Source organism: Pseudoxanthomonas sp. X-1 (assembly GCF_020042665.1).
GTDB classification, from domain to species: Bacteria; Pseudomonadota; Gammaproteobacteria; order Xanthomonadales; family Xanthomonadaceae; genus Pseudoxanthomonas_A; species Pseudoxanthomonas_A spadix_A.
Window position 1 is genome coordinate 3,816,411 of sequence record NZ_CP083376.1, and the last position, 13,600, is coordinate 3,830,010.

10 protein-coding genes are annotated in these 13,600 nt (G+C 63.7%); all 10 read right to left on the reverse strand.

Features of this window, described 5'->3' with window-relative positions:
- Positions 1-20 precede the first annotated feature (20 nt).
- Complete coding sequence (locus tag LAJ50_RS17165) at positions 21-3,365, reverse strand: glycosyltransferase family 1 protein (RefSeq protein ID WP_171044605.1); 3,345 nt, start codon at positions 3,363-3,365, stop codon at positions 21-23.
- Between the two features lie 17 nt (positions 3,366-3,382).
- A complete protein-coding gene (locus LAJ50_RS17170; protein ID WP_138653410.1) occupies positions 3,383-5,395 on the reverse strand; it encodes an FkbM family methyltransferase in 2,013 nt (670 codons plus the stop codon).
- On the reverse strand, positions 5,392-6,669 hold the full coding sequence (locus LAJ50_RS17175) for an ABC transporter ATP-binding protein (protein ID WP_138653412.1): 1,278 nt from the start codon (positions 6,667-6,669) through the stop codon (positions 5,392-5,394). Before LAJ50_RS17175 ends, LAJ50_RS17170 begins: the two co-directional genes overlap by 4 nt.
- Positions 6,666-7,460, reverse strand: coding sequence for an ABC transporter permease (locus tag LAJ50_RS17180; protein WP_138653414.1), 795 nt, complete (start codon positions 7,458-7,460; stop codon positions 6,666-6,668). The genes LAJ50_RS17175 and LAJ50_RS17180 overlap by 4 nt, the downstream gene beginning before the upstream one ends.
- Positions 7,457-8,842 (reverse strand): glycosyltransferase, encoded by a 1,386-nt coding sequence (locus LAJ50_RS17185; protein ID WP_138653416.1) that lies wholly within the window; start codon positions 8,840-8,842, stop codon positions 7,457-7,459. The genes LAJ50_RS17180 and LAJ50_RS17185 overlap by 4 nt, the downstream gene beginning before the upstream one ends.
- Before the next feature lie 25 nt (positions 8,843-8,867).
- On the reverse strand, positions 8,868-10,052 hold the full coding sequence (locus LAJ50_RS17190) for a cystathionine gamma-synthase (RefSeq protein ID WP_138653418.1): 1,185 nt from the start codon (positions 10,050-10,052) through the stop codon (positions 8,868-8,870).
- A gap of 95 nt (positions 10,053-10,147) precedes the next feature.
- A complete protein-coding gene (locus tag LAJ50_RS17195; RefSeq protein ID WP_138653420.1) occupies positions 10,148-11,518 on the reverse strand; it encodes a pyridoxal-phosphate dependent enzyme in 1,371 nt (456 codons plus the stop codon).
- Positions 11,519-11,707: 189 nt separating this feature from the next.
- Positions 11,708-11,926 (reverse strand): YdcH family protein, encoded by a 219-nt coding sequence (locus LAJ50_RS17200; protein WP_138653422.1) that lies wholly within the window; start codon positions 11,924-11,926, stop codon positions 11,708-11,710.
- A 334-nt stretch (positions 11,927-12,260) separates the two neighbouring features.
- A complete protein-coding gene (locus LAJ50_RS17205; protein WP_138653424.1) occupies positions 12,261-13,151 on the reverse strand; it encodes a hypothetical protein in 891 nt (296 codons plus the stop codon).
- Entirely contained in the window at positions 13,148-13,588 is a 441-nt protein-coding gene (locus LAJ50_RS17210; protein WP_224096359.1) for a DUF4398 domain-containing protein, read from the reverse strand. The genes LAJ50_RS17205 and LAJ50_RS17210 overlap by 4 nt, the downstream gene beginning before the upstream one ends.
- Positions 13,589-13,600: the final 12 nt, after the last annotated feature.

The following is a 13,600-nucleotide window of genomic DNA, read 5'->3' on the forward strand; positions in this document are numbered from 1 at the left end:
TCACCGTAAGCCCGCGAGCCTTACCCGACCTGCTCGACTACCGGCGCACTGAAGGGCGGGACATCATCCAGCCCGTCTGTCTCTTCCGTTCCGATGTCGCACAACACGATGCGCTCCAACTGGACATCGGCACCAGCCTCCACAAACATGCGTATCTCAATGTTGCTGACCGCACGATCAAGGTCGAACTCCAGTTTTAACGGGAACGCACGCGCATCGGCGGAAGCCTGTTCGAGATCGAACTCCTGCCGCGCGTGCGTCGCTTCGCCACCACTGCTGCACACGTCAACCCAGCCACGCGCACAGCCGGCACCGAACAACTCCACTTCGTAGTGGCCGGCCTGCAACGGCAAATACGGGCCATAGAACAAGTAGCCACGTTCACCGGTGGAAACCACGCGTCCCTGCACAAGCCTACCGACTTGGGTGTGGAAGCGATAGTCATACGCGTTGAAGATGCGCCGCGGCCCCGGGCGCCATTGGTGCGTCCAGCGCTGTTCAGTGATGACTTCGATCAGCTGCGCAGAAGCCTGTGACCAGGTCAGCCACTTGATTCCCGAGGGCGACGGCACCTGGCCGCAGGCATCCAGTTCGACCCATTGGTCCACAGCGGCGGCGATTGCCAGGGGCTCGCTGCCGTGGAAGTAGACCGCATGGTCGCCGGCCACTTCGCGGAACACGGGCAGATCACGAATGATGAGCGGCAAGCCGTGGTGCGCCGCTTCGATCAGAGGCAACCCGAACCCCTCACCCTCGGATGGATTGAGCAGGGCCGACGCCCGCCGGTAGGCGGCCTGCAACAGATCGTCGCCGGCCTTCTCGAACCAGAACAGGCGCCTGCCCCGCATCGGGTGCGACCTCAGCCGTTCGACGAGCGACTCCGTCAACCATCCCGGCTTGCCGATGATCACAAGATTGACATCGGCGTCGCGCTCCCAAAGCAACTCAAACGCTGCAAGCGCCTGCGCATGTCCCTTCCTCGGCTCGACGGTGCCGACCATGAGGAAGGTGCGGCGCTCACCAAGAGCATCGAACTCCGTGCGATGCGCACCGGCCGTCGCGACGGCCTGCTCGGCAACCGCCGGTTCAGCCCAGTCCGCCCCGAGGTGGAACCACCCTATCCGGAGCGCGCGTAGGCGTTCGGGCTGGGATTGATTCAGCCAGTACTCGAACTCGTCCGCGACGGACCGGGAAATGCAGACGATGCCATCGGCGACAACGGCGATTGCCTCATACCAAGACCTAAAATAAGGCAGCAGATGAGGCTCGAAGCAATCCGAACGTAGCACGGGGAGCAGGTCATACACCACGAAATGCAGCTTGACTCCCCGATCGCGCAAGCGTTTGAAGACACCCAGGTGACTTGGCACCAGATGAGCGATCAGATCCAGCCCCAGAAAAACGTCTCCGCTGCGCATGTCAACCGCTTCGTCCGGCGGCAAAGACTCGCCCTGAAGATAGCGCTTGCTGCAATAGGAACGCGCGTAATGGATGACGCCCGCGTCATTCATGTACACGGGTTCCACCACATACCCGGGCGGTGCTGAAGTAATGAGCTCGTCAAGCACATGGCGCACCACCCGCTGGATTCCAGTCCCCGCGTCATGGATCGCTAGGTTTGAAATATCCACGAACCATCGCGGCATCTGGCCGAGGCGTGGTTGCTGTGCAGCTAGCGATCCGGCTACAGCCAGCCAGTCCTGTTGGCTGGATGCTGCAGCAGCCGGACTCTCACGCAGCGCTACGACCATGGCTTCGACTTCATCGCGCCAGCGATTGGCCACTGCGGAAGGGTAGATGACCTGGCTTTCGCCCAGTGCAGCCAATGCCGATGGCGGCACCAACGCATCCAGCACGTCACCACGGAAGCCACCCAAAATCGCCTGACGCGCACCAGCGCACCCGGAGGCGCGGCAAACCAGCTCGACCACCAGGCCTCGGTCCGTTCGCGACAGCACCTCCAACGCCTGTCCCGGCGACGGGCTCGAAAGCATCAGGTCGGCCGCCTTGGCACTGGCCAGCTTCAGCGCAGCGGCGCCCTTAGCGCCGCTCTTGACGTCGATCCGGGAAGACGTGGGCCGCGCCAAGGCCCGCACACCAGAAGCGGCGACCGATTGGCGCTCAGTACCCTTGATGCTCCACACCGCCTCGATACTGTCAAGCGCGCGGCGGGCTGATTCCTCCCACGAAAAGCGCTTGGACTGACGCACAGCGTGATCGAGAAACCGTCGGCGGAAATCGTAGTCGGTCAACGCCATCTGCATCGCGGCAGTGATCGCGCCATCGTCCTTGGGATCGAACAAGGCCTCCCGAAAGCCGATAACTTCGGGAAGGCTGGAGGAATCGGAACCGATCACCACCGCTCCGCTGCTCATGGCTTCAAGCGCCGGCAGGCCGAAGCCCTCCTGCAGGGAGGCAAACACGTACAACGCGCACAGGTTGTAGAGCTTCACCAGATCCTCGTCGGGCACGAACCCGGCAAAGACCACGTCTTGATCGTCCAGACCGGATTGCTGCACAACGCTCTGCAGCGCGGATTTTTCCGGCGCTGGCGCCCCACCGACGATGACCAACTGGTGCGAGTCGCGCAGTTCCCGGGGGAGCCGCGCGAAAGCTCGGATCAGTGCTGCGATGTTCTTGCGGGCATCAAATCCGCCTGCGTACAGGATGAACGCCTTGCCGATACCGTACCGCACCATCAGGCCTCCCCTGTGCAGCTCCGCATCCGGAAGGCGACGGAAGATGGCATCGGCGGCGCCAGAAATGTCGGACACCGACGCGTCCAGGGGAGATAGTAGCTGCGTCGCCTCATCACAGGAAAATGCGGAAATCCCCAGCAACTGGTCCGCGTGCCTGAGATAGGCCAGTTTCTCCATGTACCAGGATTTGATCCTGGGGTCGGCCAGGTACGCCTCTTGGTGACTCAAGGGAATCAAGTCGTATAGCGTGACCGCGGTGAGCCAGGGCTCGTTCCGCGAAATCGTGCAGGTGACATTGTCAGCCACGCCCTCGAACAGGCTCGCGACGTGCACCACGTCCGGGTTCAGGCGACGCAATGCATCCAACCGCAGCAGCTCGGAAGCGCGACGGCGAAAAGCATTGTCTGGGTGGATGAATGCGCTTGAATCCAAGCCGTGCCAGACCACGATGTCCCGGTCCGGCACCAGATGCTCAAAATGTTTACGCATCGATTCGATCGACTCGCTCATCGCCGCATTGAGCAGCAGCGAGAATCGATGTCCCCTTGGATTGGCCGCCATGGCCTTCGCTAACGCCAAGGAATAGCGGCCGATGCCACGCCTTCCGCTTTCCGGAGACTGGCATGCCTGTAGATCAAGCACGATATGCAGATGCTCCCCCTTCATTTCAGTCCAGCACTCCTCTATTTCTTCCCTGTGATCCTCTGGGTCAGCCGGTAGATCCGCGCAGCCTGCCAATCCAACGTCTCGAGTGCGATGGGCTGCGAAGCCTCCTGTGGCGCGCCAGCGACGGAACCAAAGAGAAACAAGCGCCCCTTGTTTATCAGTAGGGAATTCTTGCCGATGACCTTCACGACCGCATGTCGCAACCAGCCCCATCGAGCGACACCGCGAAGCATGGGTCGGCACGCGCGTGCAGGCCATCTCAAGCATTGGTAGGCCGCAACGGCGCAAGCGCGCGAACCCACGCGACTGAGTCGCTTTGCCGCACGCAATGGCTTGGTCAGGCGCCAGGAAGTGCTTGCGTGAAGCGCGCTGATGCCAGCCTGCAGGCGCAAAGCTTCCGCCCGCATGTTCTCGTGCGCGGCTCGTTCGACCACCAAAGCGGCTTCACGCCGATCGTTCTCATCACGCAGGAACTCCAACGCCTGCAGCAACCGGCTGCGTTCGCTCGAATCGATCCTCGCGGCCTCGTTCAGATGGGCGCGATGCTCGGCGCCCTGCATTTCCAGCTGTTCGTTACGAGCCTGCAAGTGCGCAATGGCTTCCAGCAGGCGATTCCGCTCGCTCGATGAGTGACTGCTGATCTCTTCCAACTGGCGACGATGCTCGACGAGAGCCGCCTCGCGCCGCTCGTTCTCCGCCTGCAGGAAAGCCACCGTCTCCAGCAGACGGCTGAGCTCGCCCGCCATCTGCACCCCGACTTCCTCCAACTGGCGGCGATAATCGACCAGGGCCTCCTCGCGCCGCTCGTTCTCTGCCTGCAGGAAGGCTACTGTCTCCAGCAGGCGGCCACGCTCGCCGGAGGCTTGACCACCCGCCTCTTCCAACTGGCGGCGATGTTCGACCAGCGCGGCCTCGCGCCGCTCGTTCTCCGCCTGCAGGAAGGCCACAGTCTCCAGCAGTTGGCCACGCTCGGCGGACTCGGCGGCGCCCGCACTCTCGAGCAGCTTTCGATACTCGACCAGAGCAAGTTCGCGCCGTTCGTTCTCCGATTGAAGAAAGGCGATCGCTTCATGCAGACGACTGCGCTCTGCCGATTCCTTCGCGTCGGACTGCTGGAGCGATTGGCGCAAATGCACCAATGCCTCTTCACGCCGTTCGTTCTCGCTGCGCAGGAATTCGATGGCCTGCAGTAGTGGCGCCTGTCCACTCGCAATCTCGCGTGCAACCTGCGCCTCTTTTTCCTGGAGGGCAGATCGCAGCGCGTTGGCCTCAGCGCCAATCTGTTCAGACTCCCGGGCAAGCCGTTCTACCTGCGCTCGAAGAAGTGCGACGAACGGCTGAGAAGCGGTTCCATTGAGCGCGAAATCATCGAATACATTGGGAGGGACGGCAAACCTCTCCAACAGGTCCAGATGGCTTTCGGAAACGTAGAAGCGGTTCAGACCATCGAAATACGCAAACCGATAGCCGCGAGCCAGCACCAAGGGCTCCCAGTCTTCATACATCGGAGTCGGAGATCGCGGGAGTGTGCTCTCGATCACCAGTACCCATGGGCGCACCGCGCAGTCTCTCCAACTATCAAGGACTGCCTGTTCCGCCCCCTCAACGTCGACCTTCATCCAATGAATGTCGCCCCCGACCGCCATCTCCTCCAGGACCGCCGCGAGAGATACCACCGGTACACTTCGCTCCACCTCGTTGAAACCCGACCGGACATGAGCCTCGGCGATCGCGGACTGCATGGTGGACAGTCCTGTCTCCGGAAACTCATGAAAATTCAGTAGCTCACCGTTACCGATTGCCGCGGCAAGTACCGTTTCATCCGGCCTGGCCAGACGCAGCGCCTCGGAGTACATCACGGTCGGCTCGACATGCCAGCCGCGCCACCCCGCGTCATAAAACGCCTTGCTGACCGAATCAATCACCGGGTCTTGCGCACCGATGTCCAAATATCGGCCGCGCTCGACACCAGCCAAGGCGCGCCACAGCATTACGTCCTCGAAGTTCTGGGCATAGGAGATGAAAGTCATGTGCCACTCAACGACTGCTGGGAAGCGCTCGACGCCTCAACCCCCGAACGGGTGATATCGAAGCTGACGGGCAAGAAACTGCTTCCTATGAAAAGCGGGTGGTCCGCGTTGATGACATCGAACACCAACGCATTGTCCGTCCACTCGTAGTTGTCAGTCAGGTGCGTGTCGCTACTCACCAACGCAGGCGAAAAGGAATACGAGCCAGGGCCGATGTTGCATTCGAAGTGCAGAACGAACTCGACCACCTCGCCTTCGGAGAGGTGCTCCAGTCGCTGATGCGTGTGCCAGGTATTGGTACCCCACAGAACATGTCCATGTCGATCACGCAACATCTGGCCGAGTACGAGCACCGGCAATGCAGCCTCGATGCCGACCTCGGTCACCAGTTTGAGCCGTTGCCCGACCCGGGCAAGCTTCACTTCCTCGCCAGTCCCTTCATCGATCAGCCGCAAGCTGCGCACCAGCGCCTCGCCGGTGCCGCTGCGCGTATACAGCCACCCATCTCTGTTCCGGCGCTGCTCGACACTAAGGCTCTCGTTCTCCTTCGCCGCTATTAAAGCGTTATAATAGTCGGCCACCTCGTCCGGCAAGCCATCCTTGAGGACACCGCCATTCGCCAAGAGAATGGCACGGTCACACAGCGTTCGCACGCTGTCCATGCTGTGGCTGACGAACAACAACGTGCTGCCTTCGCGCTTGAACTGCCTGATGCGTTCGAAGCTCTTGTGCTGGAAGTAGCTGTCGCCCACGCTCAGTGCTTCATCGATGATGAGCACGTCTGGACGCCACGCAGTGACGACCGCGAATGCCACCCGCATCTGCATGCCGCTTGAATAGGTCCTGGTCGGCTGGTCGAAATATTCCCCCACCTCTGCGAACGCTTCGATCGCAGGCATTGCCGCCACAATTTCTTCTTGACTGTATCCCATCAAACCGGCGGCGTGCACTGCGTTTTCACGCCCTGTCAGGTCCGAATTGAATCCCATCCCCAGTTCGAGAATCGCGGCGATGCGTCCGCCACGCCGAACGGCGCCCTCGGTCGGCTGCGCGGTTCCCGTGATCATCTTCAGCAGCGTGCTCTTACCAGCGCCGTTCTGCCCAATGATGCCAACGGCTTCCCCAGGCTCAACCTTGAAGCTCACATCTCGCAGCACCCAGTGCTCTTCGGCGGGGGCGACCTTGAGGCCAAACCAAGACAGGACGCGCGCCCATTCGCTACGCCAGGTGCGGTACGCCTTGCCAACATTGCTGACAACCAAGTGCCCACTCATAGCGCGTCCACCATCTCTGGCGAGGCCCGGCGAAACATCATCAACGCCACCAGCAGCAGGGCAATGGAAACACCAGCCAACACTGCGAGGTCCCCAAACAGGGGCGGCTTCCCGTAGACCATGACGTTCTGGTAACTCGTAATCAACGAACAAAGCGGATTCACGCGAAACCACCGCTGCGTTGCCTCAGGCAGGATATTAATGTTGTAAACAACGGGCGTTAGCCAGAATAGCGCCTGCAGGACCACCGGGACGACCTGGCCGATATCGCGCATGAAGACATTCAGGACCCCGAGAATCAGGCCAACTCCCATGGACAGCAGCAATGTCACCAGGATGAGCAGAGGGAGCCAGAAGACCTGAGCATTCGGAAGGTGCCCCAGCGACGCAAATACAACGGAAATCGCGATCAGCAGCAGCAAGTTGGTCACGAGCGTCGTGCCTGCTGCGATAAGCGGCAAACATATTCGCGGGAATGCCATCTTCTTCATCAAGTTCCCACTCTCGATGAATAGCCCCAGACACTTGCCAATCGTTTCCGAGAACAAGGTCCAACCGAGCGTTCCAGCCATCAGGTAAAGCGCATACGCGTATTTGTTGTTGATGCCTGGCAGCTTGGCCGAAAGCACCTCGGACAGGATAATCGCGAAGATCAATACCTGAGCTAACGGATGGATGATCATCCATAAGCCTCCAAGCTTGCTGCGGATGAACCGCAGCCTCAAATCATTCTTGATGGACGATAAAATGAAGTTACGATAACGCCAAGCGGCTAGAAACATGTTCTTCATGCCGCATCTCCCGCACGTTGTTTCGTTATATTATTGCCCATACCGGCGAGCTCCTGTAGCCGTGCTCCAATTAGTCGGGCCGCCAGCATCCCTGAATTGGAACGCTGGATATCCAGCGACGCCTTCGCGCTCACCGAATCAACCAAACCCCGATCATGAACTAGCCTTCGCATATGCGCGGCGGCCTGTTCGATATCAGGCTCGGCCCACCAGGCGCCCGCGCCGACCGGATAATCAGTGGCCCTTACCGGCGCCATCCTGAAAGAAACCGGGAAACTGTTGGACTCGTCCATGAAATCCAGATTTCCTGACCAAGCGGTGCCGATGACGGGCTTGCCGATCGCCATGCATTCAGCCAGTCCCAGGCCAAAGCCTTCCGCCCGATGCAGCGACACGTAGGCGTCGCAGCAACGTTGCAGTGCATGTATATGCGCGCGCTCAATCACCTCGTCGCGAACGATGATGCGCGGGTCGGCCGCCGCTTCGTTGAGAAGGCGACGAAACCAGTCTTGGTGGCGATACCCGTTGCTCGATTTAACCAACAGGCGTACATCGTCCCGCTCCTTCGGAAATGCTCGCATGAATGCGGCGATAGCGGCATAGGGATTCTTGCGCTCGATCCAGGAATTGAAATCGAACGCCACTAGAAAGATGAACTTGCCTTCCTCAAGCCCAAAGTCCACCCGCTGCAGACCGCTGTCGGTGATGGCTGCAAGTGGCTGCGGCACGCGCAGGATCGGCTTATCAGTGACCCTGGAGAATGCGTTTTCGATGAAGCGGGTAGCCACCATGATCTCGTCGACCAGGCCGATCGCGGGAAGCCAGGAATCAGGTACGCGCTCAAGTTCCCAGAACCAGCAGGCGATCAGGTGCTTGCCCACCAGACGCTCAGCGCCCACGAATTCCAGCGCGGCCTTCAAGTAATCCGGATTGACGAAAATGATGTTGACCTGATGGGGCAGATCCTCGCCGATCCAAGGATCCAGACTATGGTCGTCCCAGCCGTGCGGCAAGCCAAGATCGATATCGAACAGTCGCACGGGTATCCCGGCTTCGATCAGTGCGCGTGCGTACATGCGCGCGCTTTCACCCAGGCCAAATTGCCCATGTATGTAGCCAAGAATGTTGACACCCGGCCCGACGGCCAGCTGAGGCAGCGAAATGTGCTCGGCGAAGGATGTAGGCAATGAACGGTTCCACGCGGATGTCCGCGGAAAACGTGCATCGGCCGCGGACGGCGCCGCCAGCAACCGCGCCGCCGCCACGCGCCAGGACAGCGGCAGCTTCCTGTAAAGCAATCCTAATCCGCTGCTCTGCCGGATCCATGCAGACAAGTTGAGCAGAAAAAGGCCCCTCGGCCCACGCCGGCGAACACTGTTCACCGCCAGCCCTCCAACGCCTTGGCGCTCACGTCAGCACGAGCTCCAGGTCCTGACGCAAATCCCCCACCTCCTCCACCCCCACACTCAACCGCACCAACCCGTCGGTGATGCCCAGGCGCGCGCGGCGCTCGGCGGGGATGGAGGCGTGGGTCATCAGGGCGGGGACGTTGACCAGGCTTTCGACGCCGCCGAGGGATTCGGCCAGGGTGAACAGCCGGGTGCGCTCGCAGAAGGACTTGGCCGCGGCCGCGCCGCCCTTGAGTTCGAAGGAGATGATGCCGCCGAAGCCGGACATCTGCCTGGCGGCCAGGGCGTGCTGGGGGTGCGTGGTCAGGCCGGGGTAGATCACCTGGGCGACGGCGTCCTGGGTCTGCAGCCACTGCGCCAGGGCCAAGGCGTTGTCGCAGTGGGCCTTCATGCGCAGGTGCAGCGTCTTCAGGCCACGCAGGGCCAGGAAGCTGTCGAACGGGCCCTGCACCGCGCCGGCGGAGTTCTGCAGGAAGGCCAGTTGCTCGGCTAGTTCGGCGTCGTCCCCAACCACGGCCACGCCGCCGACCATGTCCGAGTGGCCGTTGAGGTATTTGGTGGCCGAATGCACCACCAGGTGCGCGCCCAGGGTGAGCGGGCGCTGCAGCATCGGCGAGGCGAAGGTGTTGTCAACCACCACCTTCAGGCCGCGCCTGCGGGCGACCTCCGCGATCGCGGCGATGTCCACGATCTTGAGCATCGGGTTGGTGGGGGTTTCGATCCACACCAGCCTGGTTTTCGGCGTGATGGCCGCCTCGAACGCCGCCACGTCGGTCAGGTCGACGAAGCTGAAATCCAGCCCGGCGCTGCGCTTGCGCACGCGCTCGAACAGGCGGTAGCTGCCGCCGTACAGGTCGTCCATGGCGATGACATGGTCGCCACTGTCCAGCAGCTCCAGCACGGTCGCGGTGGCGGCCATGCCCGAGGCGAAGGCGAAGCCGCGGCTCCCACCTTCCAGCGCCGCGATACAGCGCTCATAGGCGAAGCGGGTCGGGTTCTGCGTGCGGCTGTATTCGAAGCCGCTGTGCTGGCCCGGGCTCGGCTGGGCGTAGGTGGACGTGGCGTAGATGGGCGGCATCACCGCCCCGGTGCTGGGGTCGGGCGCCTGCCCGCCGTGGATGGCGAGCGTCGCCAAAGCCAGGCTGCTGTCGCCGTCCTGGCTCCCGCGGGTATGGTCGGACATGGGGGACTTCTTCAAAGAGCGAGGGGAATTCTAGCAGTGCCGTCACGCACGGGGGCGCGACGCATTCATGAACGACAGGCTGAACGCGGCGCCGTTCACTGCACGCGCCGGCGCAGATAGTTGAGCAGGTCGATGCGGGTGATGAGCCCCAGGAACTGCTCGCCCTGCATCACGATCGCCACCTGGCCGCGATCGAACACCGGCAGCAGCGCCTCGATCGGCGAGGCCACGTCCAGCCGCTCCAGTTTGCTGACCATCGCGGTGGCGACCGGGTCGCCGAAGCGCGCTTCGTCGCCATACACGTGCAGCAGCACGTCGGACTCGTCGATGATGCCGACCAGCTTCTCGCCCTCCATCACCGGCAGCTGCGAGACGTCGTAGAGCTTCATGCGCTGGTAGGCGGTGGTCAGCAGGTCGGTGGGGGCGACCACCACCGTGTCCTTCTGGCTGTACGGGCGCAGGATCAGGTCACGCAGGTCGCCGTGCTGGGGGCGTTCGATGAAGCCGTTGTCCAGCATCCAGTAGTCGTTGTACATCTTGGACAGGTACTTGTTGCCGGTGTCGCAGACGAACACCAGCACGCGCTTGGGCGTGGTCTGCTCGCGGCAGTAGCGCAGCGCGGCGGCCAGCAGCGTGCCGGTCGAGGAACCGCCCAGGATCCCTTCCTTGGCCAGCAGCTCGCGCGCGGTCAGGAAGCTCTCCTTGTCCGGGATCGCATAGGCCTTCTTGACCCGGCTGAAATCGGAGATGCCGGGCAGGAAGTCCTCGCCGATGCCTTCCACCAGCCAGCTGCCGGACTTCTCGCTCAGCGTGCCTTCGTTGATGTACTCGGTCAGGATCGAGCCGACCGGGTCGGCCAGCACCAGTTCGGTGTCCGGCGAGGCCTTGGCGAAGGCGCGCGACAGGCCGGTCATCGTGCCCGAGCTGCCGCAGCCGAACACGATCGCATCCAGCCGGCCGTCCATCTGCTCCAGGATCTCCGGGCCGGTACCGAACTCATGCGCGGCCGGGTTGTCCGGGTTGCCGAACTGGTTGATGAAGTAGGCGCCCGGGGTCTCGCTGGCGATGCGCGCGGCCAGGTCCTGGTAGTACTCCGGATGCCCCTTGGCCACGTCCGAGCGGGTCAGCACCACCTCGGCGCCCATGGCCTTGAGGTTGAAGATCTTCTCCCGGCTCATCTTGTCCGGCACCACCAGGATCAGGCGGTAGCCCTTCTGCTGGGCCACCAGCGCCAGGCCCAGGCCGGTATTGCCCGCGGTGCCCTCGACCAGGGTCGCGCCCGGCTTGAGGTCGCCGCGCGCCTCGGCCGCGCCGATCATCGACAGGCCGATGCGGTCCTTGATCGAGCCGCCGGGGTTGGCGCTCTCAAGCTTCAGGTACAGCTCGCACACACCGGTGTCCAGGTGCTGGGCCTTGACGATGGGGGTGCGGCCGATCAGTTCGAGGACCGAGGAATGGATCGCCATGCGGGCGCGACGCTCGTGATGAGGGGCAGGCGATTATGGCATCGCCACCGCAACGGGCCGTTCAGTTCCGGTCGTGCCCAAGGGCGGAAACGGAAGCGGCGGCCACCAGGGCCGCCGCGGGGGCTACAAATTGCGCGGGTGCCGGCGTCCGACGAGGAAGTCACCGGCACCCGCGACTGCGAACTCGCGTCAGTGGGGGGCGGATTCGTACTTGCGCTGGAGGCGCTGCTTGGCCAGGAGCTTCTCGCGCTTCATCTGGCCCAGGGTGACGTCGTCGATGGGCAACACACCCAGCTCGGCGTCCATGACCTTCTTGTTGAGCTTGCGGTGGCGCTCGTAGAGCTCCTTGAACTCGGGATCGATCTTGATCAGGGCCTCGATTTCGGACTGCGGCTGCTCTTCAAACATGGGCATTCTCCTTCAGCGGAAATACGAACGCCCCGGCCGGGGGACGGCGCAGGGCGTGGCGTGGAGGAAGCGCGGATCGATGCACCAACGCCCGGACGGGGCGTGCACAGCGGTCTGGATTGGGTCGGGCATCGGCTTCATCGGCGCGGCGTCTCCGTCAATCCAGGAGGTCTTCAGCGGCCCCCTGGGGATACGACCCTACTCCTGCCTTCCGGGGGCGACAAGCACCGCTCGGCGGATGCAGACAGGTCCAGGTCGGCTTGGCGAAGACCACCGCCCGGACAACCGGGACCGGAACCGCAGATTCATATAAATGACTGATTTTTAATGGGAATCACGGCGCGACGATGGCCGCGGCGGCCTGCGTCTTGCTGGCCCCCTTGCCGCCGCCGTCGGTGACCCGGGCCTTGGCCACGCCGGCCGCGATCAGGGCCGTCCGCAGGGCCGCCGAACGGCCCGCGCCAAGCTGCTTGTCGCCATAGCCCACCACGCGCAGCTTGGTGCCCTTGGTGGCGTCCATGTAGGCCGCCAGCGCCTGTACGGCGGACTTGCCGGCCGCCGACAGGGTCGCCTTGCCGTCCTGGAACATGGTCGGCGGCAGTACGAAGGTCTCCGCCCCGTCGGCACCGAAGCTGGACTTGGGCAGCTTGGCGCCGGAGACCAGTTCGGCCTCCTGGCGGGCCAGCGCGGCGTCCTTCTGCCGGGCCGCGACCAGCTTGGCCTGCTGGGCGGAGGTGGCGGTGGAGATCACCTCCTGCACCTGTTCGGCCTGTGCGGCCGCCTCGGCCTCGGCCTGCTGGCGCACGCGCTCGGCTTCCTCGGCCTGGATCTGCTGCTGCACGCGCAGGCGCTCGGCCTCCTGCCGGGCGCGGGCGGTCTCGCGGCGGCTGGCCTCCAGCAGCAGGTCGTTGCGGGTGCGGTCCAGGGTGTCGACCTGGCGGCCGATGGCGCCGTTTTGCGCGGCCACTTCGGCGATCTCCACCCGGCGCTGGGCGATGTACAGCAGCGCATCGCGCTCGCTGCGCTTGGAATCGGCGTAGCGGGCGATGGCCTGGACCGCCTGCAGGCGCTCGTAAGCGCCCTGCTCGCGCAGGTCCGGGTTGGCGTCCAGCGCGTTCAGGCGGCCGTTGAGCTGGGCCACGACCTCGTCGTCGGCGGCCAGCGCCGGCGCCGCCAGGCCCAGCGCCAGGGCAAGCAGCAGGCTGCGGGACAGGGAGCGGTTCATGGCGTGCCTCCCGGCGCGGCGGAGGGAAGCGTGGGCAGTGCGTCCTGCGGCGGCAGCGGCGGCAGCGGCGCCGGGGGCGGCGCGGGCGGGGCCGGCGGCGGGGCGGCCAGCACCTTCTGCAGGCGATCGATCTCGGACTGCTCCTGCGCCAGGCGCGCCTGGACGGCGGCCTGGGCGCTGCGGGCCCGCGCCAGGTCGGCGTCGGCCTGCGCCTGCTGGGCCAGCAGCGGGACCTGCTTGCGGCCGCTGCGCGATTCACCCAGGGCCTGTGCCTGGGAGATCTTGTCGCGCGCGGCCTGGATCAGGTCGGGCGCGTACTGGTCGGCATCGGCGTCGCTGGCGCGCTGCACCGCGGCCTGGGCGGCGGCCAGTTCGGCCACGCCCACGTCCTGCGCCTGCGCGGCGCCGCCGAGTGCGAGGAAGGCCAAGCCGGTCACGCACAGCCGCCT